This window comes from Streptomyces sp. NBC_00038 (assembly GCF_026343635.1).
Lineage (GTDB): Bacteria > Actinomycetota > Actinomycetes > Streptomycetales > Streptomycetaceae > Streptomyces.
The window spans coordinates 9126120-9151025 of record NZ_JAPELQ010000001.1 but is presented as its reverse complement, the minus strand read 5'-3'; the positions used below and the strand labels follow the sequence as shown (position 1 = coordinate 9151025).

Genomic DNA, 24906 nt, shown 5'->3' with positions numbered 1-24906 from the left:
CGCTGGTAGAAGAGACCGACGCCAACAGCCCGCGTTTCAGGGTCCGCCCGCCGGCCAACTGGATGAACGACCCGAACGGCCCGTTCCGCTGGGGCGATCGATACCACCTCTTCTACCAGCACAACCCCGACGCCCCCGTGCACACGAACGTCCACTGGGGCCACGCCTCCAGCCCCGACCTCGCCCACTGGGACGACCACGGGATCGCCCTGCGCCCCACGCCCGACGGCCCGGACGAGGCGGGCTGCTGGTCCGGCTGCGTGGTGGACGACGGTGGTGTACCGACAGCGGTGTACTCCGGGATCGACCACGACCACCGGGGCCTGAGCGCGATCTGTCTCGCCGTGGCCGAGGACGACGGCCTGCGGAAGTGGAAGCAACTGCCGGTGCCGGTGGTCGCCGGCCCACCACCCGGCCTGGGCGTGACGATGTTCCGGGACCCCTTCGTCTTCCGCTTCGCCGGACGCCGCTGGGCGCTGATGGGCGCCGGCCATGCCGACGGCACCCCGTCCGTCCTGGTGTACGACTGTGAGGACCTGTACGACTGGCGGTTCGCCGGGGTCCTGCTGGACGGCCGGGACCCGGCGGCGGATCGCGCCTTCGGCAAGCGGGCGATCGGCTGGGAGTGCCCGCAGTTGTGGGCGACCCCCGGGGGCGACTGGGTGCTGGCGGTGGCCCTGTGGGACGGCGACCCGCTGAGCACCGCGTACGTCACGGGCCGAATGGTGGAGCGGGCGGACGGTGGACCGAGGTTCGCGGCCGGTACGGGCGGCGGCCCGCTGGACCTCGGCCGTGACTTCTACGCCCCCTCCGTCCTCCAGGACACGGAGTCGGGCCGCGCCCTGCTCTGGGGCTGGTCCTGGGAGTCACGCCCGCCCGAGGAGGTGGACCGCGCGGGCTGGTCCGGCGTCCTCACGGCACCCCGGGTGATGGACGCCCACGAGGACGGCACGCTACGGGTCGTACCGGCTCCGGAGCTCGAACTGCTGCGAGCGGCCGTCCCGTTCACGGCCGCACCCGGACCACACCGGCCACTCCCCCTCGCGTACGACCTGCTGGTGACCGCCCGTTCGGCGGCGACCGTGAGTCTGCTGCGGGCCGCGTCCGGGGCCGAACTGACCGTGCGCCTGGACCCGGCGTCCGGCACGGTGACCCTGGACCGCACGGCCTGGCCACGCTCCCGCCCGGACGGCACGGCCCCCCTGGTCCTGCCGACCCCGCCGGGCGAGACCCTCACCGTACGGATCCTCGTGGACGGCTCCCTGCTGGAACTGTTCGCGGGCGACCGGGCGACGGCCACGGAACGGGTGTACCGGCGCGGCGACGACATCGCGGAGCTGACCGTGGCGGGGACGGACGTCGAGGTCACGGGCTGGGAGCTGGTCCCACCGAACCCCGCGTGACGACGGGGCACTCCAGCCGCCGGGTGGTGACCGGCGGCGCGGTCCCGCTGTCGATGGCGTCCAGGAGCAGGCGGACGGCCGTCTCTCCCATCGCGCGATGGGGCAGAGCGACCGTGGTGAGGGGCGGGGTGAGGAAAGCCGCCATGTGTTCCTGGTCGTCATAGCCGACGACGGACAGCTCGGCGGGCACGTCGAGGCCTAGGCGCGCGGCGGCATGGAGGACACCGGCGGCGACCCGGTCGTTGTAACAGACGATGCCGGTGGGCCGCCGGTGGGCGGGAACACCGTCCAGCAGCCGCAACGCTCCCTCGTACCCGGCGGAGATCTCCCCTCCCGTCCGCACGATCCAGTCCTTCTCGGCCGTCAGCCCCACCGTCCGCAGCGCGTCCCGGAAGCCGCGCAGCCGTTCCGCGGTCGCGATGTCGTCCAGACCGCCCACCAGGGCGACACGGCGGTGGCCCGCGTCGAGAAGAACACGCGCGGCGCTGCGGCCACCGGCCCGCTCGGCGGGGATGACGGCCGGGAGGGAGCCGTCCTCGGGGAGGCAGTTGGCGAACACGGCGAACGTGCGGTGCAGCCCTTCCGGGACTCGGGCGCGGCGCAATGACAGTGCGGCGTAGATGATCCCGTCGACCCTGCGGTCGAGCAGTTCGGCGACAGCCGCGTCCTCGGCGACCGGGTCCTGCCCGGAGTCGACGGTGAGCACCAGGTGCTCACTGCTCCACGCCATGTCCATGGCCCCGCGCAGCAGCCGCCCGGCGAACGGCGAGGTGGCGATCTCGTCCGTGACCAGACCGATCACGGCGGTACGACTCCGGCGCAGGCCACGGGCGACCGCGTTCGGCCGGTAGCCGAGCTCTTCGGCCGCCTTGCGGATCTTCTCCTGCGTCTCGGCGGAGAGGTTGCCCTGGGCACGCCCGTTGAAGACGAAGGACACGGCCGTGTGCGACACCCCGGCAAGCCGGGCGACATCCCGCGAGGTCGCCCGCTCAGCCCCGCCACCCCGCGTCTTCTCGACCCCGCCCATGCCTCGTCCCCGCCTACTTTGCCTGATCAGGCAAAGCCTACCCGCGGGAGATGTTGCGGAGCCCGCCGCCGCAGACCGAATGGGACACCGCGGTGGAACGGCCGCTGACCTCGGCACGCCAGGGTGCGGGTCGCCGTGCGACCGTGGACGTCCGACTGCCGTCCCTCGCGGCTGTCAGCACGCCTCAACGAGACTCGGCCTCGACCGCCCCCGACAACCGTCGAGGGCCCCCTACGAGGCCGCTTTCTCTCGGGGCCGTTTCCTCACTACTTACCGGCCATGGCCAAGGCACATCCCGAGCGGTCCACAACCCAGAGGACCCCAATCGAACTCTTCGACCGCATGCTGACGCCGGCCCGGCGGGCACTCGACGTCCTGAGGGTTGAAGTGCGCACCGGAGACGGGACCGAGAAGGCACGCCCGCGCCGTCGGGGTCCACCGCCTGTGACGCGACGACGGCTTCGCCGTCGCGCCCTCCTCGCCGATGCCTACGGCGTCACCACCGCGATCTGGACCGTCGCCGCCCTCACCGCCGTTACCGGCCTGATCGTCGCCGTCCGCATGTCAACCTGCGCCACACCGCCGCCACCATCATGATCAGCTCACGGGTTCCCCTGGCCGTGGTCTCCAAGACGCTGCGGCACTCGACGCTGTCCACCACCGTCAACTTCTACGGCCACCTGCTGCCCTACGCCACCCGCGACGCCGTCACCGCCAAGGCCCTGTCCCGCGCCGACCGCAAACACCACCACCAGACCGCCCCGGCGTCAGCAGACCGCGCGGCCTGAGACGGATCAGCGAGCGTCTCTTCTGTGTGCTCGGCCCTCCGCTGGACAGCCTCGTCGCATCACGCAACGCCTTCCGCTCGTCGAGGGATACCGCAACAAACGAAGCAATCCCGCATTGGTGGATGCTCTACGCATTGGCTCCAACCCCGAGTTGCGGCCGCCGGACGCAGTAGTCGCCTTCGCGTTCGACGGGCGGATATCGCCGATCGCGGTGTGCAGGGGCAGACTGTCAGGTGCGGTCATCGTGCTGATCTCCTTCGAGGCTTCGACACTTCGAGATCAGCTGGTGACCGTTCCTCTATGCGGGGCATCACCCTGAAGCCGGAACGAACCCCGGATCAGGTTGAACCCGTACACCACTTCTCAGGACGCAACCCTCCGCCAATGACGCCAGGAACCCGGTCGGAGTCATACGGATCGACCGAGACGATCACAACGCTCAAGCGGCCCGCACCGATCACGGTCGGCATCTGTTGCCGACTCTCCGGTCGGTGTCCGGACGGCCCAGCCCTTTGGGGACCAGTTCCGTGAACACCCCGATCGCCACCTGATCCATCAACCTGCCATCAGCTACGGCGCGTTGACTCTGCGAACCCCCACCCGCCATATTCAACAGCCCAGTCCGCCCAGCCCCGCCAGCTAAGCGGCATTGCCATCAGACCCGGAGCACTTCAAGGTGCCTACGGCGGAGTCCTGCCATCCCGCACAGAACCCTTCGCCCCACGGGGCCGCCCCCCTGAACGCCCGTCCGGCCGGCCCGAGGACGACCGGATACAGTGCGCGGGACGGCAGCCTGGCCAGAGAGGGGAAGCGTGACCGACACCAGCGACACCCGACCCGCCAACAGCGAAGTGCAGGCTCCGCGGCAGAGCCGACTGCACCGCCTGATGCGCTACCTCCCCCTGATCGCCCCCGTCCTGCTGTGGGCCGTGCCCTGCTGGGTGCTCCTGCACACCGGCCAGCACTTGCCGCTGCCCGTCACACTGGTCGGCACCGCCCTGTTCGCCCTCGGCCTCATTTGTATGCCGCTCGCCATGGTGCGCGGCCACGGCCGGCGTCAGCAGGACCGGGCAGCGATCGTCGGTGACACCCTGCTGGGCACGAGCTGGGTTCTGTTCACCTGGTCCGTTCTGCTCGGCGTCTTCTTGCGGTTCGCCCTGACCGTGGCTGGTGTCGGCGAGAGTCAGGACCGGGCCCGAATCGTCACTTGGGCCGTTCTCGGCATCACCGCCGTGCTGCTCGCCTGGGGTTACGCCGAGGCCCGCCGCGTCCCACGCGTGCGCCGCCTCGACGTACAACTCCCGCGGCTGGGTGCCGGGTTGGACGGCCTCCGCGTCGCCCTCATCACCGACACCCACTACGGCCCGCTCGATCGCGCCCGCTGGTCGGAGCGGGTGTGCGAGACGGTGAACACTCTGGAAGCCGACCTGGTCTGCCACACCGGCGACATCGCGGACGGCACGGCCAACCGCCGCCGCGCCCAGGCCGTCCCACTCGCTACCGTGCGGGCCACCCGGGCCCGGGTGTACGTCACCGGCAACCACGAGTACTACAGCGAGGCCCAGGGCTGGGTCGACCTGATGGACGAGCTGGGCTGGGAGCCGCTGCGCAATACCCATCTGCTGCTCGAACGCGGAGGCGACACCCTCGTGGTCGCCGGCGTGGATGACGTCACCGCCGAGTCCTCCGGCCTGGCAGGCCACCGCGCCCACCTAGCCGGAGCCTTGAACGGCGCCGACCCCGACCTACCCGTCCTGCTCTTGGCACACCAGCCCAAGTTCGTCGACCGGGCGGCAGCCGACGGCATCGACCTCCAACTCTCCGGCCACACCCACGGCGGCCAGATCTGGCCCTTCCACCACCTGGTCCGCATCGACCAGCCCGCCCTCGCCGGCCTCAGCCACCACGGCACCCGCACCCTCCTCTACACCAGCCGCGGCACCGGCTTCTGGGGCCCGCCGTTCCGCATCTTCGCCCCCAGCGAGATCACCCTGCTCGTGCTCCGCTCCCCGCACCTGCCCACCTCGCCGTAACACTGGGCGGGGCCAACGCATCCGCGCTCGCCGCGGTGCACGACAGCTAGCGGTACGGCCTACTCCAGGCCCTGGCGCCGTCTCTCTGCCTCTTTTTTCGGCATCGTCCCGATGCGGTTGCCGTTCGCATCCACGACGGTTCCGGCGCCGGAGTCGGAAGCGTGCGCTCGCAACTCGTCGAGGATGCCCATCCGTTCGAGCACTCGCACGGTCGTATCGCGGAATTCGACAAGGTGACCGCCGGGGCGCACCTCCTGGGCCCGTTCGACGATCGTCGTTCGCAGACCGTAACGGTGCAGCCAGTACGCCAGAGTTGGCCCGCAACACTTGCCGCTGATATCAGCACAGTCATGGTGTCCCGCACGATCACCAGTGTGCTGAGCGAATACTCAGTCGCCGGTGATTCCTGGCGGATCGTGGCAAGTTGTGCATAACCCTTGCCCGAAAGTCCTCAGCTTTCATGGTTCGCCGCACTTTTGACTTCCGTGGCGCACCCGGCCCGGCGGGTCTGCTTCACGAGCGTGAGCAGATGGGCGTAGTTGCGACTCCTACGCGTCCGTGAAGTGCGCGAGCGTGGTGATGACACGGTCGGCGATGTCCGGCGGCCAGGGGAATGAGGGGGCGACCGCTCGCTGGTGGGCGAGTCCGTGCAGGCCGAGCCACAGCGCGACCGCGTCGGCGGACACGTCGGTGCTGGTCGCGCAGCCGGCGGTGACGCACTCCTGGAGGGCTTCGGCGAGTCGCCGCATGCTCGCCTGGCCGAGCGTGACCATGTCCTCCTCGGTCACGGAGCTCTCGTTCAGATCGGGCACCCAGACTCCCCCGAACATCGTGCGGTAGCGGCCGGGATGGGCCAGCGCGAACTCCAGGTAACTCCGGCACAGCACGGTAAGCCGCTCACGGGGCGCGTCACCCGCGGTGTCCACGGCGGTGCGCAACTGTTCGTCCAGCTCGGTGAAAGCGCTGCGCACCACGGCCAGCATGATGGCGGGCTGGTCGGGGAAGTGACGGTAGATCGAGGGGGCGGCGATTCCGACACGGCGAGCGACGGAGCGCAGGGTGATGGCGCTCTCGTCACCGGTCTCGTCGAGCAGGTCGACCGCCGCCGCCACGATCTCGTGACGCAGTCGATCGCCCTCCCCGCGGCGGTTGCGGACGCGGACGCGAGTCGCCGATGTGTCGTCTCCCATGCCATTACCTTACATCACAAAACTTACGAGTGTTGTCCTTGCGCCCAAAGAGACAGACAGAGAGGGCAGCGCGGCCGAGGTCGTCCTGCCCGTCAGGTACCGAGGCCGGGATGCTCCCTGAGCTGCCTGCGGGAGGCGATGCCGAGCTTGCGGAAGATGTTGCGCAGATGCGCGTCGATGGTGCGCGGGCTGAGAAACAGTCGGGCGGCGACCTCCTTGGACGTCGCACCGGTGGCGACCAGCCGTGCGATGTACACCTCCTGCGCGGTGAGCTGGTCGTAGGCGGGCCCGGACCGGCCGCGGGCCTTTTCGCCGGTGGCACGCAGTTCGTCGGCGGCCCGCCGGGCGAACGCCTCGATGCCCGCCTCGGACAGCAACTCGTGAGCGGTACGCAGGTGCGGGCGGCAGTCGCGCCTGCGGCCCTCGCGCCGCAGCCACTCCCCGTACAGGAGGTGGGCCCTCGCCCGGTACGGGACCATGGGGCTCTTCTCCAGGTGCTCGACGGCCTCCCGGTAGTGGTCCTCGACTCCGGTCACCAGCCCTCGTGCGTACGCCGCGATGCCCAGACCCGAGGCGGTTCCACTGGCGTCGGTGCGCTCGGTCAGCGATTCCAGGGCCCTGGCGGCTTCGTCGCGCTCACCGCACCGGACGGCCGCCTCCACCAGCTCGGGCAGGGAGAAGCCTGCAAGGAAGAGGTCGCCCTGCGCGGCAGCCTGCCGGGCCGCGACCAGTGCGGCCGGATAGTCGCCCAGGCCGTTGTGCAGCACGGCCGCCGTCACCTGGGTGTTGGCGATCAGTTGCCCCGAGCCACGCACGGTCGCCGCCGCGGTGACTGTCTCGAACAGCTCCAGGGCCTCCTGGCGGCGGCCACGCATCGCGACCAGTTGCAGCCGGTGATACGTCACCGGGGGTCCGCCGGTCGCGTCGGTGATCGCCTCCTCCTCGGCGATCGCCGCCATCGCCTGCCCCAACTCGCCGGTCAGCACGGCGTAGGACGCCAACTGGGCGAGGCCCAGGCGCAGCAGGAGCGGCGAACCCGACTCGCGGCCGGTCTTCATCAGCCACTCGACGATCGCCCCGAGGGCGTGCGGGTCCCACAGTTCGCCCGCGAGCATGACGGCGAGTCCGGGCCGCCGGGTCCACATCGGGGCGCCATCGCCATCGCCGTCGAGAACGCTTCGTATCAGCGGAACCGCGGCCCGGTGTCCGTCCGCGGCCAGCCGGATCAACGCGTCCAGGACGTCCGGGGAACGCGGCGCCGGCTCCGCGGACCGTGCCGCCGCCAGGACCATGTCCATCACACCGGTGGCCCGGCCGACGACCAGGCTCATTTCGAGCGCGTCCAGGAAGCACTCGCGGGACCGTTCCGGGTCCGGTTCCGCGAGCCGCTGGGCGGCGCGCAGCATGAACATCGGGCCGTTGCCGTCGGTGGTGCGCACGAAGGCGATCTGTCCGCGCAGCAGATCGACCCTGGCGTGCTGGAGTTCGTCCAGTGCCGCGTTCTCGACGGTCATGAGGAGTTGTGCCGCGCTGTCGTTGAGGCCCGCTTCGAGCTTCGCCTGCACGGCCGTGAGCGTGCGTTCGGTCCGGCTGTCGGCGTCCAGCGACAGTTCCGCCGCGCGTTCGAGGAAGGCCGCCGCGGCCACCGCACCGCCGCGCGACCGGGCACGAAACGCGGAACGCTCCAGCTCGGCGGCGACGTCCTCGTCGGGTCCCGTACCGGCCTGGGCGCGGTGCCAGGCACGCCGGTCGAGGTCCGTGACCGGGTCGGTGACCTCGGCCAGCACCCGGTGAGCGGTCCGGCGCTGTTCCGCCTCAGCGGCCCGGTAGACCGCGGAACGGGCCAGCGGGTGGCAGAAACGGACGCGGGTGGAGAACTCGACCAACCCGGTGGCCGCCGCGGCCGCGCCGGACGCCGTCAGGTCGAGGTCCAGTTGCCGCGCGGCGGCCCACAACAGGCCGGGATCGCCGGTCGGGTCGGCGCTCGCGACGGTCAGCAACAGCCGTGCCCCGTCGGGCAGTTCGGCCAGCCTGGCCTGGAAACCGCGCTCGATCCGATTCGGCACCGACGACGCGTCCGGCGGAGCGAACCCACCGGCCCTGGGCAGTTCGAGCAGCGCCAGGGGGTTTCCGCGCGCCTCGGCCATGATCCGCTGACGTATCTGGTCGTCGAGCGTCACATGACTCTTCGCCGCCAGTAACGTCCGTGCGTCGTTGTCGCTCAGCCCGCCGACGAACAGGCCGGGCAGTTCGTCCAGTTCGCCCGACGCTTGGTTCGGCCGGGCCGCGAACACCATAGCGACGGGTTCGCAGGTGACACGCCGGGCAAGGAAGGTCAGCACCTTCGACGACGCCGTGTCCAGCCACTGGGCGTCGTCGATCAGGCACAGCAGCGGGCGTTCGCGGGCCGCGCAGGTCAGCAGCTCCAAGGTCGCCACACCGATGCGGAACACGTCAGGCGCGCCCGTGACCAGTCCGAAGGCGATCCGCAGGGCATCGCGGTGCCGGTCGGGCAGTTCAGCGAGATGCGGCAGCATCGGCAGGCACAGCTGGTGGAGGGCGGCGAACGGCAACTCCCGCTCGTACTCCGATCCACACGCCTGGACGGTCCGGAACCCGGAGGCCGCCCGCCGGGCGTGGTCCAGCAGTGTGCTCTTGCCGATGCCCGCCTCACCGCGCAGGACCAGTGCCCCGCCCCGGCCCGCGCGCGCGGCGCCGGTCAGCTCGTCGATGCGCCTGATCTCGGCCTGTCTGCCGACGAGTTGACCGGGAGAGTGGGCCGACGTCATGCCGCCTACGTTAGGCGACCGCCGTCACTCGGGCATGTGATCGCCCATGCGGCGCCGGCCGTGGCCTCATAGGCGGACTTCACCGACGCGAGGGCGCGCGCGTCGGTACGAGTCTGGCCACTCGACGTCGTGCTTAAGGAGCGGCGGTCGGCGGCGGCCTTGCGTTCACCGGTGCCGTCGCCGTGCTTGTGCCTCGTCAGCACGTCTGTCCGATCCGGGGTGTTCGGCCCGTGGACCGGCGCGCCACGCAACCGAAAGAGAGCCCGATGATCCACCACGGCACCCGGATAAAGCTGAAGGAAGGCATCACCCCGGAGCAGTCCGAGGAGGCGTTGGAGATCCTGCATGAGCAGCCGGACCATCCCCGTGATGAAGTTCTACTTCATCGGCGTCCCGGAGCTCGTGCGGCTGGTCGCGGCCCTTCCCTCTCATGCGGGCAGCAGCGCCCTCCCAGAGACCAGCCAGTGCCGCATCAGACAACGTCCGCCCTGTCGGAGCGTTCTGGGAGGGTGAGCCACATGGACGAGGAAGCCCAGCTGATTCTTCGCGTCAAGGATGAGCCTGGGGCGTTCGCGTGGTGTGACCGTCCGGGCTTCACCAAGCATGTGAAAAGTTACGTAGTTGCACTTCTGCTTTCTCCGCTGCTGCTTGTATCCGGGTGCAAAGGAACCCTTAGGGAGCAGTACGAGAAGGGCTACCGCTTCGGCCAAGAGGGGCCTGCGGGCCATCTCGGTGATCCCACTTCTTTCGACAAAAGCGGCGCGGCAAGGTCGGAGTGCTCCGAACACGCAGAGGCTCTAGGAGTGAAAACTTCCCAGAAGTGGATGGCAGGCTGCATCGACGGTGCTCTGGGCCGACCCGCCGATCCACCAACATCTCGTTAGTGTCGCACTTCGCGATCTTCTTGATCTCGCGCCGCTCGGGCAGGGTGAAGGTCTTGGGCCGGCCGTCCTTGTACTTCGGATACAGGGAGTCGAAGCCGTCGGTGTCGAAGTTGTGGATCACATCCCGGACCCGGTCCGCGCTGCTGAAGGTGACCTCGGCGATCTTCGCCACCGGCATGCCCTGGGCGGACAGCAGGACCATCCGGGCACGCCGCCAGGTCACTACCGACCGGTTCTCCGGCGGATGATCCGAAGCAGCCGTCTGCCGGCGTCATCGTCGATCTCGCGTACACGTACTCGCTCTGCCACCCGGACAGGGTGACGGCCACCCGCCGCCCTTCACAGCACCGCGACGGCACGTCACAGCACAACAGGGCAAACGTTGCCCGCTACGGCACTGGTACCGCTGGAGCCCTCCGCCGGAGGTCGCCGGCAGCGGCGCCGAGGGTCCGGAGGGACGAGGCCGGCCGGGGAGTGCGCGGTGGCCCCCACCCCATCGACTTACACCGTGAAGTTTATCGGCACACCTCCTTGCCACGCATGAACTAACATGCGTAGCCTTACGACCGTAAACACACAGCCGAAACCTCTAGAGGTACGCCATGAACAGCACCGTCACCACCTCCGTCACCGAGATCGTCCTGCCCGGCACCGTCGAGCCGGACGGCCTGGAGGTGCGCACCCGGGACCTCCCGGCCCCGGCCAAGGGCCAGGTCGTCCTGCGGATGGACGCGACCGGCGTGTCGTTCGCCGAGCAGCAGATGCGGCGCGGCACGTACTACGACCAGCCGCCGTTCCCCTTCGTGCCGGGCTACGACCTGGTCGGCACCGTCACGGCGGTTGGCCCGGAGGCGAATGCCACGCTCGTCGGACGCCGGTTCGCCGCGGTCACCAAGACCGGCGCATGGGCCAGCCACCTCCTCATCGACGCCGCGGACCTGATGCCCGTACCGGACGAGGTGGACGCGGCCGCCGCGGAGACCGTGCTCGTCAACGGCATCACCGCCTGGCAGATGCTGCACCGCGTCGCCAAGGTCCGCACCGGCGGCACGGTCGTGGTGCTGGGCGCCAACGGCGGCGTCGGCTCCACGCTCGTGCAACTGGCCCGCCACGCCGGGATCACCGTGATCGGCACGGCATCGGAACGGCACCACGCGACCGTGCGCGCGCTCGGCGCGACCCCGGTCGACTACCGCGACCCGCACATGTACGACCGGATCCGCGAACTCGCACCCGACGGCGTGGACGCGGTCTTCGATCACGTCGGCGGCGCCGGGATCGAACAGTCGTGGCAACTGCTGCGCCGCGGCGGAGCCCTCGTCTCCTACGGCAGCGCGGCCACCAAGGACAACGAGGGCAAGTCACAGCTGCCGGTGCTCAAGCTGTTCGCGCGGCTCACCGCCTGGAACTCCCTGCCCAACGGCAAGAGCGCACAGTTCTACAACTTCTGGGCCGGCAAGCGCCGCTGCCACACGTCCTGGCAGCAGCGGATGAACGAGGACCTCACCCAGGTGCTGCGCCTGGTGGCCGACGGCGCCCTCACCCCGCAGATCGCCGCGAAGATCCCGCTGTCGGACGCCGCCTCGGCGCTGACGCTCGCCGAGTCCCGCACCGTCGCCGGCAAGATCATCATCTTCCCTGAAGCGTGACCACCGTGAGCGCGGCCGCCGATTCGCGGCCACCGCGCCGGGCCGTCCGCCCGCGTGGCCATCGAGGCGAGGGCGCTCACCCGAGCGCCGGCATCCTGGTCGCCGCGGCCGAGCCTCACGATCGCAGCGACGAACGGACCGCGCCCGTGCGCGCGATAGCCCGGCCGACGGGAATCACCACGCCCCCCGTCCACCCTCACTTGCCCGACCGACCATCCTGCTCGCCGTAGTCCGCGAAGCCTTGGGCGGCCTGTCCGGCCGGCTTGAGGCCGCCGCGCACGATGCCGGCGGCGCCGACCGGCGCCGGTACGCCACCTGCCACGGCCATCCCGGCTCCCGACCCTCGCCTGCGCCGGATGCTCGCCCAGCACCGGCCCCTCCGCCGACGCGGTCGCTCTCTGGCTCAGCCCGCAACGGACTCGCTCACCAGCGCACCGCCTGCCCTCGTTCTCCTGGCCCGTCGACGTCGCACGGCCCGGCGGCGTGGCGGCACCCCGCGGTCGCACACCGGCCCCACCAGCACTCGCCCGAACCACGCGCTCACGCACCGGGCCACGCCTCGTGAACTCACGCACCATCTGACGCTCCGCCCCACGACTCCGGAAGGCTCCGCCATGTCCCTCACCACCACCGTCACGCCGGCCACCACCGGCCGCCCGGCCGCGGCACGCCTCGCGGGCGACGTCGACAACCGCGCGACCTACATCAGCTTCGGGCTGGCCTACGTGTTCGGCCACGGCTCCGCCGCGCTCTCCAAGGGCGACACTCCCCTGCTCGACCTGCCCGGCTGGCTGCCCATGGCCCTCCTCGGTGCCGGGCTCGCCGTCGGCACCATCCAGGCCACCGTCGCCGCCCTGCGCGCCCAGCGCACCTCCACCGAGCCCGACGACGTTCTCTCCGGCAAGCTCCTCGGCGCGGCCTGGATCACCGCCTTCGCCGCCCTGTTCCTCGCCATCACGGGCCTGGCCTCCACCCTGGACATGCCCGACGTGCAGTCCCTGCTCTGGCCCACCGGCTCCGGCTTCGTCGTCGGCCTGCTCTACGTCGCCGAAGGCGCCCAACGCCGCAACCTCCTCCACTACGGCCTCGGCACCTGGCTCGCCCTCACCTCCACCGCCGCACTCCTCGTCGGCAGCCCCGGCCTCTACTGGGTCCTCACCCTCGCCGGCGGGAGCGCCTACGCCATCGCGGCGATCCTCGAACGCCGCCGTCTCAACTCCCTCTCAGGGCACCCCCAGAACTCCCGGCACTGAAACCGCACCGACGCTCCGCGACGGCCACCTTCCACGGCCACGCCCCGCCCTGCCCCGCCCTCACAGGCCGACGAAACCCGTAGGGACGCACTCACCCGGCAGCGCCCCGGCCATCCGATCCCGATCACCCACCCCTGGAGGAACACCATGCCCAGCAACAGCCCCTCACCCCTGCCCGGTCAGCCGCCCCGGCGCCGGCCCCGAATGCGCGTGCGCGCCACCGCGATCACGGCCTCACTCGCCGCCGTCGGCATCCTCGCAAGCACCGGCCCCGCCCAGGCCGCCCCCGCCCGCACTGGAGCCGCCCACCACACCGGCACGCTCCGGTGCCAGGGGAAGGGCGTCGACCCCGCCGCCCTCATCCGCTACCGGTCCGACATCGTGATCAAGGCGCCGCTGAGCACCGTCTTCAAGCTGCAGACCGACGTCGAACGATGGCCGTCGTGGCAGGCACCGGTCCTCTCCATGAAGCGCCTCGACCCCGGCCCTCTCCGGAAGGGCTCGCGGTTCCGGTGGACGACGCCGGCGCCCGCCACTCCCACCACCCCCGCCACCACCCTGGAAATCACCTCCACTGTCCGGCAGTTCGACCGCGACTCCTGCATTCGGTGGACCGGACCCGCGATCGGAGACGGGCTGCGTATCGACGAGGGTGTCCACGTGTGGGCCTTCACCAAGGTCAAGGGGGGCGTGCGCGTACAGACCGAGGAAACCTGGACCGGCGCCCAGGTCGAAGCGGACGTTCCCACCGCGACAGCGCTCCTCGGCGCAGGACTCGAACAGTGGCTCCGCGAGTTGAAGGCCACCGCGGAGGCCCAGAGCGGCGGACCGTGCACGTGACCGGCCGGCATACCAACGGCTTCGAGCTACGCACTTTTCGCCGACGCGACGGCGGGACGCCCGCCAGGACGATCGACACCAGCAGTACAGGACCACTGAGGAAGAGACCGACTCCATGACATCACGACACAAACTCATGCAGGGCATGGCTGTCACCGCGATCGCCACGGCAACGACTCTGTCCGCGCCGTCCGTGGCAGCGGCGCACCAGGCGCAGCCCGATGCCGGGACCTACCAGGAATGCCGGGGCGTGACCGTCGACAAGAACGCACCGGTCGTCAGCCGCGCAAGCGTCCTCATCAAGGCGCCGCTGACGACGGTCTGGAAACTGCACACCGACATCGACGCATGGGCCACCTGGATACCGGAGATCACCCCGGCGCGGAAGAAGACGCCGGGACCGCTACGACCGGGCTCGGTCTTCGAATGGTCCCCCCAGAACATGAAGGTCACCTCGACGGTCGCCTCGGTCCAACGGCTGCGGTGCACCGCATGGGCCGCGCCCGTGAACGGCATCGACGGCATACACCTGTTCACCTTCAAGCCGGTCAAGGACGGTGTGCTCGCCACCACCGAGGAATCCTGGGCAGGCGCCCCCGTCGAAGCCGACATCCCCGGCAACCAGGCCGCCCTCGACGCCGGTCTCAACGACTGGGTGAACCGGCTCAAGACCACGGCCGAGACGAAGACCGGCTGCACCGACCACAGGGGCAAGTGACACGAATTCCGGTGGTCCAGAGGAGCAGCGGGGGTGCGCACAGGGGGACCCTGACCGGCTGAATTTCCGTTTGTACATGCGTGCACTCAGGGCCTCCCGACAACTTGAGGACGCGAAACGAACCGCAGGCCGCCGGGAGGCCCTGCCGCCACGGCTGTGGCTGCCGCAGGCGCCGACCGAGCCAGGACATCGGGTGACATGGACTGCACCCGATCCCATGGTTCCGGACAGAGCCACGCAACCAGGTCATGGCCTGGCCACTGCTGCGCCAGAGGTACGCGCCCGAGCCGAGCCTCGAGGTCGAGGGGCAGGTTCCTTCAGCGGACCCCGGTCACGGCCGTCGACATCGTCGCCGCATGCCGTAAAGCCGCAGCTCAGGAGCCATTGATGACCGGGTCCAGAATCGCCACGCACTTCACGTGCGAGGTCATCGGGAACACGTCGGGAGCCTCCGTCTGACTATCGCTGCTTGCGTATTCACAGCCGTACGGCCGCCTCACGACAGTGAGGCGGCCGCTCGCGACTCGACCTGAGCGGTCGGGACAGCAAAACGAGCTCAACCGGCACGCTTGAGATCATTTAAAGGCAGCCCTCAGACCGCCGCCCTTGGTGCCCGGCCAAGGGAAACGCGCTGGCCATGGCAGGCAGGGCGCGCGTGGTGATCGCATGTGGTCGCACGAGACTGGAGGTGTCGGCCCTTCCTCCGCCTCCAGGAGGCGATCCTCATGCGTACCACCGCAGACCGCGGCCTCATCTACCGACGATGCGGCTGCCGAGACACCCACCGCCACCAGCTCGGGGCACACTGTCCGCGCCTGCTCGCCGACACTCACCACGGGACGTGGACCTTCGCGGTCGACGTTCCCGCCCCGGACCGCCACCGGGCCACCGTCCGGCGAGGCGGCTTCACCAGCCACGACACTGGGGAGGTCGCATTGACAAAGTTCCTGGAGGGCGAGGCCGGCGGGTTCAACGCTGACCCAAACCAGACCGTCGCCGACTACCTGCACACCTGGCTGGTGGCCAAGGCGCTCAAGCCGACAACCATGGCCCGCTACCGCGACTACGTGCACAACGATCTCGTCCCCGCCTTCGGCAGCCTGAAGCTGGACGAGCTTAGGCACCGGCACATCAGCGCGTTCGTGACCCACGAGCTCGCCGGCGGCCGCGGCCGCACCACCCTCTACCGGTGTCTCGCCACGCTGTCCAGCGCGCTGGGGGATGCCGTCCGCCAGCACCGCCTCGCCCACAACCCGGCCAGCCCACCGGCCCTGCGCCGTCCGCCCTCGCCGGAGCGCCGGATCTGGACCGCCGACGAGGCGGTCCGCTTCCTCCCGCACTGCCACGAAGCCGACCCCGAGATGGCCGACCTGTTCGAGTTCCTCATCGGCACCGGCCTACGCAAAGGCGAGGCCCTCGGCCTGCACTGGGACGACCTCCACCTACGCGAGGGCGTCCTCTACGTACGCTGCACGCTCTCCGCGATCGACAACAACCGGCTTGTGATCAGCCCGCCGGCGTCCCCCTCACCGTGGTCTCCAAGACCCTGCGCCACTCCACCCTGTCGACCACTGCCAACATCTACAGCCATCTCACCCGGCAGGCCGCCCGCGAAGCCGTCGACACCATCCAGCAGAGGCTCACCCGGGCCGAGCAGAAAGCCAGCCGCCAGGCCCGGCTGGAGCGGCTGCGATCACCAGCGACCACATCCAACGACTCCGCGAATCCCTCAACCGGCTCCGCTCCCCCACCCCGCCCGGCTCCCGAACCTCCGCGAACCGGCCCGGCACCCGGTCTGCGACCACAGTGCGACCACCAGCTCTCCAGGAACGCGAAAAGCCGCCCTCCCGTAAACGAGAGAACGGCCTCCGACCTGCAATAAAGCTGGTCGGGACGACAGGATTTGAACCTGCGACCCCTTGACCCCCAGTCAAGTGCGCTACCAAGCTGCGCCACGTCCCGGTGCCGTCTGACCTGGGGTTTCCCCTGGCTGAACGCGCACCGAAACAATACCGCACTCGCGCTGCTGATCGCGCCCTCGTTTATACGGGCCGTACGGGGCCCGCGCCGTCGCGGTTGACCTCAAGTTTGGTTGAGGTTGCAAGGTCGTCTGCATGAGGATGACAGCGGAACAGAGTTACGTGTACGCGGACCTGCCCCGGTTGATGGGGCTGATGACCGGCGACGAGAAGCACGGGCCGGCGGCGACGTCCACCTTGGACGCGCTGTGGGTGCTGTACGACCGGGTACTGCGAGTGGGGCCGGAGCGAATGGGTGATCCGGAGCGGGACCGGTTCCTGTTGTCCAAGGGGCACGGGCCGATGGCGTACTACGCGGTGCTGGCGGCCAAGGGGTTCGTGCCCGTCGCGTGGCTGCCCGGGTTCGGGTCGTACGACTCACCGCTCGGGCACCACCCGGACCGGGTGCTGGTGCCGGGCGCCGAGATCGGGAGCGGGTCGCTGGGACACGGGCTGCCGATCGGCGTCGGCATGGCGCTGGGGCTGCGGGCGCAAGGGCTCGACGAACCGCGCGTATGGGTGCTGACCGGTGACGCCGAGCTGGACGAGGGCAGCAACCACGAGGCGATCGCGTACGCCGGTCCGGCCGGCCTGGAACGACTGCACACGGTCGTGATCGACAACGCCTCCGCCAGCCACGCCCGGCCGGGCGGCATCGCCGCGCGGTTCGAGGCGGCCGGCTGGTCCGCGGCGACAGTCGACGGCCGTGACCACGAGGCGCTGTACGCCGCCTTCACCGCCCCGCATCCGGGCCGTCCGCGGGTGATCGTCGCTCAGGTCGAGCCGAAGCTCACCTGAAGCGGGCCCCTGCCTCCTGCCCCCTGTCACCTGCTTCCCGTCACCTGTCACCTGCCCCGCGACTCTCCGTAAGGCCATCGGAAGGACACGAGTACCCATGGACACCATGCGTGACCGTTTCGCCCCCGTCATCACCCAGCTGCTCGACGAGGATCCACGCGTCGCCGTCGTTCTCGCCGAGATCGGCACGGACGGTTTCGCAGAGGCCCGACGCAGGCACCCGGACCGCGTGATCAACGTGGGCATCCGCGAACAGCTCCTCGTCGGGGCGGGCGCCGGCCTGGCGCTGACCGGGCTGCGGCCCGTGGTGCACACCTTCGCCAGTTTCCTCGTCGAGCGGCCCTTCGAGCAGGTCAAGCTCGACCTCGGACACCAGGACGTGGGCGCGGTGCTGGTCAGCGCGTCCGCGTCCTTCGACTGGCCCGCGGGCGGGTACACGCACATGGCGCCCGACGATGTGGCCCTGCTGGACACACTGGACGGCTGGACCGTGCATGTGCCGGGCCACCCGGACGAGGCCGAGACGCTGCTGCGCCACGCGATCGCCGCCGGGGACGACAAGGTGTACGTGCGGTTGTCGGTGCAGTCCAACGCGCAGGGGCTGCCGGTCGACGGGGCGCGCTTCGTCACCGTCTGCGAGGGTCGCGCCGGGGTGGTCGTAGCCGTCGGCCCGATGCTCGACGCCGCGCTCGAAGCCACGGAAGGCCTCGACGTCACCGTCCTGTACGCGACGACCGTCCGCCCCTTCGACACGGCCGCGCTGCGTCGGGCCAGTGAGGCGGCCGGCACCGATGTCGTCCTCGTCGAGCCATACCTGGCCGGCACCTCCACGGCCGTCGCGGGAGACGCCCTCGCCGACGTGCCCCACCGCGTCCTCGGCCTGGGCGTGGCCCGCCGTGAGCTACGCCGTTACGGCCAGGTTGACGAGCACCTGACCGCACACGGTCTCGACGCGGGCGCGTTGCGGGAGCGGATCAGCGGCTTCCTGGGAGCCGGCGTCCGCAAGTGACGGTCCGTTCTCCGGGCGGACGTCCGCCCGTGACCGTCCCCCGGAGGTTCAGTCGACAGCCGGGAGACCCAACTCCGGGTAGGACTCAAGCAGTTGGGGCGAGGCCGCCTGGCGCCAGGAGTCGGCGAGGATGTCGCGCAGCTCGTCGGTGTCCTCCAGCGCCGCGAGGCGGACACGGACCCAGGCGAAGCCCGCCTCGTGGTCGGCGATCCAGAACTTCCCGGGCTCGGCCCTGGCCAGTTCGTCCCGCTCCTCCTTCGGGCAGCGCACGGCGATGGAGGTCTCCTCCTCGGGCAGCGTGGCGAACATCTTTCCCGCGACCCGGAACGTGGGCATGCTCCAGGCGATCTTCTCCGTCGTGTCCGGCAGGGAGAGGGCGATACGTCGTACGTCTTCGGCATCCGGCATGAGACGCACCGTAGCCAATGGCACCGACAATCGCGCCGGACCAGCAGGTGCAGAAGGGGCACCCCCGCAGCAGCCCCCGCTACCGCTCCGCAGCCCCTCGAAGCGCGTCCAGCACCGGCCGGATCAGCGGGTGACCCTCGGCACCCCGCCGTACGGCCGCGAAGACCCGGCGCGTCGGAGCCACCCCGTCGACCGGGCGGACGACCACACCGGTGAGGTCCATGCCGCGCAGTGCCGAGCGCGGTACGAGCGCCACCCCCGCGTCGGCCGAGGCCAGGGCCACCACCGCGCGGAAGTCGTCCGAGGAGTGTTCGAGGCGGGGCTGGAATCCGGCGCTCTCGCAGGCCAGGACCACCACCTCGTGGCACGGATTCCCGGGGTACGGGCCGATCCACGTGTCCTTGGCCAGCTCCGCGAGCGGCACCTCGTCGGTGTCGGCGAGGCGGTGGCCGACCGGGACGACCGCGTCGAAGGGTTCGGCGTACAGGGACACGTGGGTCAGGCGGGGGTCGTCGGCGGGCGGGGCCCCGCGGTACTCGACGGCGACCGCGACGTCGACCTGCCGGTCGAGGACCATCGGCAGGCTGGCGTCGCCCTCGGCGTCCTGGACGCGGAGGCGGATGCCGGGCGCCGACACTGCGAGGCGGGCCACCGCGGGGGCCACGACCAGGGCGATACCGGTCGCGAAGGAGGCGACCGTGACCGTGCCGGCCGCGCCCGAACTGTAGGCGGCGAGCTCCGCCTCGGCCCGCTCCAGCTGGGCGAGGACCGTGTTGGTGTGGCTGAGCAGGATCTCTCCGGCCGGAGTCAGCCGTACGCCCTTCGCGCCGCGCTCCACAAGCCTGTGACCCGTCTCCTGCTCCAGGGCGGTCAGCTGCTGGGAGACGGCCGAGGGCGTGAGATAGAGCGCGGCAGCAGCCGCCGTCACGGTGCGGTGGTCGGCCACCGCACGGAGGATGTGGAGCCGCCGCGCTTCGATCATGTGACCGATTCTCTCAGGTCGAACGAGCAGGCCGGGCGAACCGGAAGTTCGGCCCTTGCTCAGGCGTCCAGCTCCGCGCGGGCGGCCACGAACGCGTCCACCGCCCGGTTCACGTCCTCGGTCGAGTGCCCGGCGGACAGCTGAACCCGAATACGCGCCTGCCCCTGCGGCACGACCGGGAACGAGAAGCCGATCACGTACACGCCGCGCTCCAGGAGCAGCTCCGCCAGGCGTCCCGCCCTCGCCGCGTCCCCGATCATGACGGGTGCGATCGCGTGGTCGCCGGGGAGGATGTCGAAGCCCTCCTCGGTCATCCGGCGGCGGAACAGCGCGGTGTTCTCGGCGAGCCGCACCCGCAGGTCGTCCGCCAACTCCAGCAGGTCGAGCACCTTGAGGGAGGCGGCCGCGATCACCGGGGCAAGCGTGTTCGAGAAGAGGTAGGGGCGCGAGCGCTGGCGCAGCAGCGCGACGATCTCGGCGCGGGCGGCGACGTAACCGCCGGAGGCACCGCCGAGCGCCTTGCCGAGTGTGCCAGTGATGATGTCGACACGGTCCATGACGCCGTGCAGTTCGGGGGTGCCGCGGCCGCCGGGGCCGACGAAGCCGACAGCGTGCGAGTCGTCGACCATGACCATGGCGTCGTAGCGGTCGGCGAGGTCGCAGATCTCGCGCAGCGGGGCCACGTACCCGTCCATGGAGAAGACGCCGTCCGTGACGATCAGCCTGCGCCGGGCGCCCGCCGCCTCCTTCAACTGCTGTTCCAGATCGGCCAGATCACGGTTGGCGTACCGGAAGCGGCGGGCCTTGGACAGGCGGATGCCGTCGATGATCGAAGCGTGGTTGAGGGCGTCGGAGATGACCGCGTCCTCGGCGCCGAGGAGGGTCTCGAAGACGCCGCCGTTGGCGTCGAAGCAGGAGGAGTAGAGGATCGTGTCCTCCTGGCCGAGGAACGCGGACAGCCGCTGCTCCAGCTCCTTGTGCACCTCCTGCGTACCGCAGATGAAGCGCACGGACGCCATGCCGTAGCCCCAGCGGTCGAGGGCCGCGTGGGCGGCGGCCACGACCTCGGGGTGGTCGGCGAGGCCGAGGTAGTTGTTCGCGCAGAAGTTGAGGACCTCGCCGGGTCGCCCGCCCGCGGTGACGCTCACCGTCGCCGACTGCGGGGTGCCGATGACGCGCTCGGGCTTGTGGAGACCGGCGGCGCGGATCTCGTCGAGGGTGGTGCGCAGATCGTCGCGTACGGAATCGAACATCATCAGTTCCTTAGAAGTCTCAAGCTGTCCGGGAAAGTGTCGGACGGCCAGGGAAGGTCTCAGACGGCCCAGTCGAGGATGACCTTGCCGCCGCGGCCGCTCGCCGCGTCGGCAAAGGCCGCCTCGTAGTCGCGGTAGCCGTACCGGCCGGTGATCACGGGCGCGAGGTCGAGACCGCCTTCGAGGAGGACCGACATCGCGTACCAGGTCTCGAACATCTCGCGGCCGTAGATGCCCTTGATCGTGATCATGGAGGTGACGATCCGGGACCAGTCGACCGGGAACTCCTCGGCGGGCAGGCCGAGCATCGCGATCCGGCCGCCGTGCGTCATGTTGGCGATCATGTCGCGCATCGCCTCGGGACGCCCCGACATCTCCAGACCGATGTCGAAGCCCTCGCGCAGCCCCAGTTCACGCTGGCCGTCGGCGATCGTGGCGTTCGAGACGTTGAGGGCGAGGCTCGCGCCGATCTTGCGGGCGAGCTCCAGTCGCTCTTCGCTGACGTCGGTGACGACGACGTTGCGGGCGCCCGCGTGCCGGGCCACCGCGGCGGCCATCAGGCCGATGGGTCCTGCGCCGGTGATCAGGACGTCCTCGCCGACCAGCGGGAAGGAGAGGGCCGTGTGCACGGCGTTGCCGAACGGGTCGAAGATCGCGGCGACGTCGAGGTCGACGGGGACGCGGTGCACCCACACATTGGCGGCGGGCAGGACGACGTACTCGGCGAACGCGCCGTCGCGGCCGACGCCGAGACCGACCGTCGCACGGCAGAGGTGGCGCCTCCCGGCCTGACAGTTGCGGCACTTGCCGCACACCAGGTGACCCTCGCCGCTGACACGGTCACCGATTTTGATGTCGGCGACGTCGCGACCGGTCTCGACGACCTCGCCGACGAACTCGTGCCCGAGCACCAGCGGCGTCCGGATGGCCTGCTGCGCCCAGCCGTCCCAGGACCGGATGTGCAGATCGGTGCCGCAGATCCCGGTTCTGAGGACCTTGATCAGTACGTCGCCGGGGCCGGCCTGCGGCTCCGGAACGTCCACGAGCCAGAGCCCGGGTTCCGCCTTCTCCTTGACCAGCGCCTTCACGCTACGGCTCCTGTGGGTGAGGTCCCTGAGAAGGGCACGCCGGAACGGCCGGCCCGTACCGGGGAGAGGGGTGGGATCCCGTAGAAATCTGCCGTACGAAGGCGCCCTGGTCCATCGAGGATTTCTTAAGCTCGGCCGCAGCTCTGCTTCACGCCGCCCTGGACTTCACCCCTCGGGCAGCCCTCCGCCCTCCCGGAGTTCGATCTGCTGGACCAGCTCCGCCGCCATCGACTTGATGGTCTCGAGGCCCGCTCGCCCCCACGGGCGCGGCTCGATGTCGACGGCACAGACCGTGCCGAGGACGATGCCCGTGTGGTCGATCAGCGGGGCGCCGAGGTAGGAACGGACACCGATCTCGTCGACCACCGGGTTCCCGGCGAACCGCGGGTAGTCGCAGACGTCCTCCAGCACCAACGCCTTGCGTCGGACCACCACATGGGGGCAGAAGCCATAGTCGCGGGCCATATAGCGGCCCACCACACCAGGACCACCGCCAAAGCCGTCACGCAGGCCGTCGCCGTCCGGGGTGTGCAGGCCCGCGAAGAACTGCCGGTTCTCGTCGATGAAGTTGACCATCGAATACGGCACGGCGGTGACCTCGGCGAGCCGGTCCGCGAAGGCGTCGAAGGCAGGCTCCGCGCGCGCCCCCAGGCCCATCCCGCGCAGCCGCCGCACCCGGGCGGCGGCGTCCTTGTCCTGCGGGGTCAACAGCAGACGACCGGCAGGACGCGGGGGCTCATAACTCATATACGGACTCCACGACTTGGGGCAGATGTCATACACGGGCTCCGTGGCTCGGTGCGGGCGTCACGTGTGGGCTCCGTGGCTCGGCGCGGGTGCCGGCGCGTGCGCGAGGAGGTGCCGCACCAGGACGAGCAGGGTCTGCACGCCCGAACTGGAGATCCGGGCGTCGCAGCGCACGACGGGGATCCCGGGGTCGAGGTCGATCGCCGCGCGCACCTCCTCGGGGTCGTAGCGGTAGGAGCCGTCGAACTCGTTGACCGCGACGATGAAGCCGAGACCGCGTTGCTCGAAGAAGTCGACGGCCGCGAAGCAGTCCTCCAGGCGCCGTGTGTCGGCGAGGATCACCGCACCGAGCGCACCCTCGGAGAGCTCGTCCCACATGAACCAGAACCGCTCCTGTCCGGGCGTTCCGAACAGATACAGCACGTGTTCCGGATCGAGGGTGATGCGTCCGAAGTCCATCGCCACGGTCGTCTCGACCTTGTTCTCGATGCCGTCGAGATTGTCGGTAGCCGTGCTGACCGTGGTGAGCAGCTCCTCCGTACTGAGCGGCGCGATCTCGCTCACCGCGCCGACAAAGGTCGTCTTGCCGACCCCGAACCCTCCCGCCACCAAGATCTTCAGTGCGGTGGGGAAGGGGTCAGAGCTGTCGTCGTAGTCCATCGAGCACTGCCTCCAGAAGAGACTGGTCAGTGGGGTTGTGGTGGAAGGTGGGAGGCTTCGTCGTCAGCGCCCCGCAGTCGACGAGGTCGGACAGCAGCACCTTGGTGACTGCCGCCGGCAGCTTCAGGTGTGCGGCGATCTCCGCGACCGAGACGGGGGCCCGGCACAGTTCGAGTGCCTGGGAGTGCTCGGGCCCGAGGTAGCCGAGGGGGGTGGCGCCGGTGGCCATGACCTGCGACAGGAGGTCGAGCGCGGTGGTGGGCCGGGTCCGGCCGTTGCTGACCGTGTAGGGGCGCACCAGCCGGCCGGCCGCGTCGTCGAGCCAGGGCCCGTCGCCGGCCGCGGCCACGCTCAAGGCCTCATCGCCGAGGGTTCGGCCGCGGGCTGCCGGGGTGCGGTCATCAGATACGGCCGGACGCTCTTGACCAGCATGGCCATCTCGTAGCCGAGCACCGCCGCGTCGGCCTCGCGCCCGGCAAGTACCGCGAGACAGGTGCCCGAGCCGGCCGTGGAGACGAACAGCAGGGTCGAGTCGAGTTCGACGACGACCTGGCGTACGTCGCCGCCGTCCCCGAAGCGGATGCCCGCGCTGCGGCCGAGGGAGTAGAGGCCGGAGGCCAGCGCCGCCATGTGGTCGGCGCTGTCCGTGTCGAGGCCGTGGACCGACTTCACGAGTCCGTCGCAGGACAGGAGTACCGCGCTCGTGGTGTGCGGTACGCGCTGTACGAGGCCGCTCATCAGCCAGTCGAGATCGGATACATGGCCGGTCGGCGCATCGCTCGCCATGGTGGATCGACTCCTTGAGGTACGAAGGTCTGCGGGAGCGGAGGGGGTGGGTGTGGGGGTGGAGAGGCCACTGGTCATCCGGCCGGTGCGCTCCCGTCGTGCCGGGTGGTGAAGTCCTGTCCCGGCGCAGGCGCGGGCGCGGCGTCGCGCGCCCCCTGCGCCTCGTGCGGCGCGGGCGCATGGGCCGTGTGCGCTTCGGCTATGTGCACCGCGCCGATGGGCGCTCCGGGTGCTCCGTCGACTCGGGCCACTCCATCCATTCCATCCATGTGCAGCCCATCCATATGCGGTCGCTCCATGTGTGAGGCATCCACGGGTGAGGCATTCACGGGTGGTTGCTCGGCACGCGGAGCATCGGGGGCATCCATGTGCTCGGTGCCCCTGTGGCCCGCATCCATAGGGGCGGAGTCCATGTGTCCGGAGTCCGTGTGTCCGGAGTCCATGGCGGCGGTGCCCATGGCGGCGGACTCCATGGCAGCCGTGTCCCTACGCCCCGCACCCACGATCGGCACATCCACTCGAACGACTTCCAGCGGCGGCAGCGAACCCGTGTCCACCAGACCCAGGTGGGCCCGGTCCCGCG

The 24906-nt window shown here is 70.3% G+C and carries 25 protein-coding genes, 1 tRNA gene and 1 pseudogene; 12 read left to right on the top strand and 15 right to left on the bottom strand.

Annotation, left to right across the window (positions count from 1 at the left end):
• Positions 1 to 2: 2 nt before the first annotated feature.
• Positions 3 to 1403, top strand: coding sequence for a glycoside hydrolase family 32 protein (locus OG219_RS40975; protein ID WP_266836409.1), 1401 nt, complete (start codon positions 3 to 5; stop codon positions 1401 to 1403).
• On the opposite strand, the gene OG219_RS40970 is transcribed toward OG219_RS40975, so the two are convergent.
• Positions 1366 to 2430 (bottom strand): LacI family DNA-binding transcriptional regulator, encoded by a 1065-nt coding sequence (locus tag OG219_RS40970; RefSeq protein ID WP_266835463.1) that lies wholly within the window; start codon positions 2428 to 2430, stop codon positions 1366 to 1368. The two genes, OG219_RS40975 and OG219_RS40970, sit on opposite strands and share 38 nt — an antisense overlap.
• Positions 2431 to 2874: 444 nt before the next feature.
• On the opposite strand from OG219_RS40970, the gene OG219_RS40965 reads away from it, so the two are divergent.
• The 3 genes from OG219_RS40965 to OG219_RS40955 all read left to right on the top strand — a co-directional run bounded on the left by OG219_RS40965 (position 2875) and on the right by OG219_RS40955 (position 5251).
• Positions 2875 to 3027, top strand: coding sequence for a hypothetical protein (locus OG219_RS40965; protein ID WP_266835461.1), 153 nt, complete (start codon positions 2875 to 2877; stop codon positions 3025 to 3027).
• Complete coding sequence (locus tag OG219_RS40960; protein ID WP_266835459.1) at positions 3024 to 3218, top strand: hypothetical protein; 195 nt, start codon at positions 3024 to 3026, stop codon at positions 3216 to 3218. Before OG219_RS40965 ends, OG219_RS40960 begins: the two co-directional genes overlap by 4 nt.
• Positions 3219 to 4030: 812 nt before the next feature.
• Positions 4031 to 5251 (top strand): metallophosphoesterase, encoded by a 1221-nt coding sequence (locus OG219_RS40955; RefSeq protein WP_266835457.1) that lies wholly within the window; start codon positions 4031 to 4033, stop codon positions 5249 to 5251.
• Positions 5252 to 5310: 59 nt separating this feature from the next.
• On the opposite strand, the gene OG219_RS40950 is transcribed toward OG219_RS40955, so the two are convergent.
• From OG219_RS40950 to OG219_RS40940, 3 genes are all read right to left on the bottom strand, one after another.
• Entirely contained in the window at positions 5311 to 5523 is a 213-nt protein-coding gene (locus tag OG219_RS40950; protein ID WP_266836408.1) for a hypothetical protein, read from the bottom strand.
• Positions 5524 to 5799: 276 nt separating this feature from the next.
• Positions 5800 to 6441 (bottom strand): TetR/AcrR family transcriptional regulator, encoded by a 642-nt coding sequence (locus OG219_RS40945; RefSeq protein WP_266835455.1) that lies wholly within the window; start codon positions 6439 to 6441, stop codon positions 5800 to 5802.
• A 92-nt stretch (positions 6442 to 6533) separates the two neighbouring features.
• Positions 6534 to 9230, bottom strand: a complete 2697-nt coding sequence (locus OG219_RS40940; RefSeq protein WP_266835454.1) for an AAA family ATPase — start codon at positions 9228 to 9230, stop codon at positions 6534 to 6536.
• A gap of 518 nt (positions 9231 to 9748) precedes the next feature.
• Between OG219_RS40940 and OG219_RS48200 the strand changes: the two genes are divergently transcribed.
• Positions 9749 to 10114 carry a hypothetical protein gene (locus OG219_RS48200; protein ID WP_323183367.1) on the top strand — a complete coding sequence of 122 codons (366 nt, stop codon included), beginning with the start codon at positions 9749 to 9751 and terminating at the stop codon, positions 10112 to 10114.
• Positions 10115 to 10121: 7 nt separating this feature from the next.
• On the opposite strand, the pseudogene OG219_RS48195 reads toward OG219_RS48200, so the two are convergent.
• Positions 10122 to 10423, bottom strand: a pseudogene (locus OG219_RS48195) (helix-turn-helix domain-containing protein); the annotation flags it as partial.
• Positions 10424 to 10716: 293 nt separating this feature from the next.
• On the opposite strand from OG219_RS48195, the gene OG219_RS40925 reads away from it, so the two are divergent.
• Positions 10717 to 11763, top strand: coding sequence for a medium chain dehydrogenase/reductase family protein (locus OG219_RS40925; protein WP_266835452.1), 1047 nt, complete (start codon positions 10717 to 10719; stop codon positions 11761 to 11763).
• A gap of 196 nt (positions 11764 to 11959) precedes the next feature.
• Here OG219_RS40925 and OG219_RS40920 read toward each other — a convergent pair whose 3' ends face one another.
• The gene (locus OG219_RS40920; RefSeq protein ID WP_266835450.1) at positions 11960 to 12091 is read right to left on the bottom strand and encodes a hypothetical protein; all 132 of its coding nucleotides are present in this window, start codon (positions 12089 to 12091) and stop codon (positions 11960 to 11962) included.
• 286 nt (positions 12092 to 12377) lie between these two features.
• Here OG219_RS40920 and OG219_RS40915 point away from each other — a divergent pair, with 286 nt between their 5' ends.
• From OG219_RS40915 to OG219_RS40900, 4 genes are all read left to right on the top strand, one after another.
• Entirely contained in the window at positions 12378 to 13016 is a 639-nt protein-coding gene (locus OG219_RS40915; RefSeq protein ID WP_266835448.1) for an ABC transporter permease, read from the top strand.
• 147 nt (positions 13017 to 13163) lie between these two features.
• Positions 13164 to 13856 (top strand): SRPBCC family protein, encoded by a 693-nt coding sequence (locus OG219_RS40910; RefSeq protein ID WP_266835446.1) that lies wholly within the window; start codon positions 13164 to 13166, stop codon positions 13854 to 13856.
• A 115-nt stretch (positions 13857 to 13971) separates the two neighbouring features.
• On the top strand, positions 13972 to 14574 hold the full coding sequence (locus tag OG219_RS40905) for an SRPBCC family protein (protein WP_266835444.1): 603 nt from the start codon (positions 13972 to 13974) through the stop codon (positions 14572 to 14574).
• A gap of 725 nt (positions 14575 to 15299) precedes the next feature.
• Positions 15300 to 16427 carry a tyrosine-type recombinase/integrase gene (locus OG219_RS40900; RefSeq protein WP_266835442.1) on the top strand — a complete coding sequence of 376 codons (1128 nt, stop codon included), beginning with the start codon at positions 15300 to 15302 and terminating at the stop codon, positions 16425 to 16427.
• Between the two features lie 32 nt (positions 16428 to 16459).
• Here the strand turns inward: OG219_RS40900 and OG219_RS40895 are convergent.
• Positions 16460 to 16536 (bottom strand) — tRNA-Pro (locus OG219_RS40895).
• 152 nt (positions 16537 to 16688) lie between these two features.
• Between OG219_RS40895 and OG219_RS40890 the strand changes: the two genes are divergently transcribed.
• Both OG219_RS40890 and OG219_RS40885 read left to right on the top strand, forming a co-directional pair.
• A complete protein-coding gene (locus OG219_RS40890) occupies positions 16689 to 17390 on the top strand; it encodes a transketolase (RefSeq protein ID WP_266835440.1) in 702 nt (233 codons plus the stop codon).
• 97 nt (positions 17391 to 17487) lie between these two features.
• Positions 17488 to 18399, top strand: coding sequence for a transketolase family protein (locus OG219_RS40885; RefSeq protein WP_266835438.1), 912 nt, complete (start codon positions 17488 to 17490; stop codon positions 18397 to 18399).
• A 48-nt stretch (positions 18400 to 18447) separates the two neighbouring features.
• Here OG219_RS40885 and OG219_RS40880 read toward each other — a convergent pair whose 3' ends face one another.
• The 8 genes from OG219_RS40880 to OG219_RS40845 form a co-directional block, all read right to left on the bottom strand.
• Complete coding sequence (locus tag OG219_RS40880) at positions 18448 to 18807, bottom strand: MmcQ/YjbR family DNA-binding protein (RefSeq protein ID WP_266835436.1); 360 nt, start codon at positions 18805 to 18807, stop codon at positions 18448 to 18450.
• 79 nt (positions 18808 to 18886) lie between these two features.
• The gene (locus OG219_RS40875) at positions 18887 to 19789 is read right to left on the bottom strand and encodes a LysR family transcriptional regulator (protein ID WP_266835434.1); all 903 of its coding nucleotides are present in this window, start codon (positions 19787 to 19789) and stop codon (positions 18887 to 18889) included.
• 59 nt (positions 19790 to 19848) lie between these two features.
• Positions 19849 to 21042, bottom strand: coding sequence for a glycine C-acetyltransferase (locus tag OG219_RS40870; RefSeq protein ID WP_266836406.1), 1194 nt, complete (start codon positions 21040 to 21042; stop codon positions 19849 to 19851).
• Between the two features lie 59 nt (positions 21043 to 21101).
• Complete coding sequence (gene tdh / locus OG219_RS40865; RefSeq protein ID WP_266835432.1) at positions 21102 to 22130, bottom strand: L-threonine 3-dehydrogenase; 1029 nt, start codon at positions 22128 to 22130, stop codon at positions 21102 to 21104.
• Positions 22131 to 22295: 165 nt separating this feature from the next.
• Entirely contained in the window at positions 22296 to 22877 is a 582-nt protein-coding gene (locus OG219_RS40860) for a GAF domain-containing protein (RefSeq protein WP_266835430.1), read from the bottom strand.
• Between the two features lie 60 nt (positions 22878 to 22937).
• Entirely contained in the window at positions 22938 to 23537 is a 600-nt protein-coding gene (locus tag OG219_RS40855; protein ID WP_266835428.1) for an ATP/GTP-binding protein, read from the bottom strand.
• Positions 23515 to 23886: a DUF742 domain-containing protein gene (locus tag OG219_RS40850; RefSeq protein WP_266472880.1), complete on the bottom strand. Its 372-nt coding sequence runs from the start codon at positions 23884 to 23886 to the stop codon at positions 23515 to 23517. Before OG219_RS40850 ends, OG219_RS40855 begins: the two co-directional genes overlap by 23 nt.
• Before the next feature lie 2 nt (positions 23887 to 23888).
• The gene (locus tag OG219_RS40845) at positions 23889 to 24323 is read right to left on the bottom strand and encodes a roadblock/LC7 domain-containing protein (RefSeq protein ID WP_266835426.1); all 435 of its coding nucleotides are present in this window, start codon (positions 24321 to 24323) and stop codon (positions 23889 to 23891) included.
• Positions 24324 to 24906 lie beyond the last annotated feature (583 nt).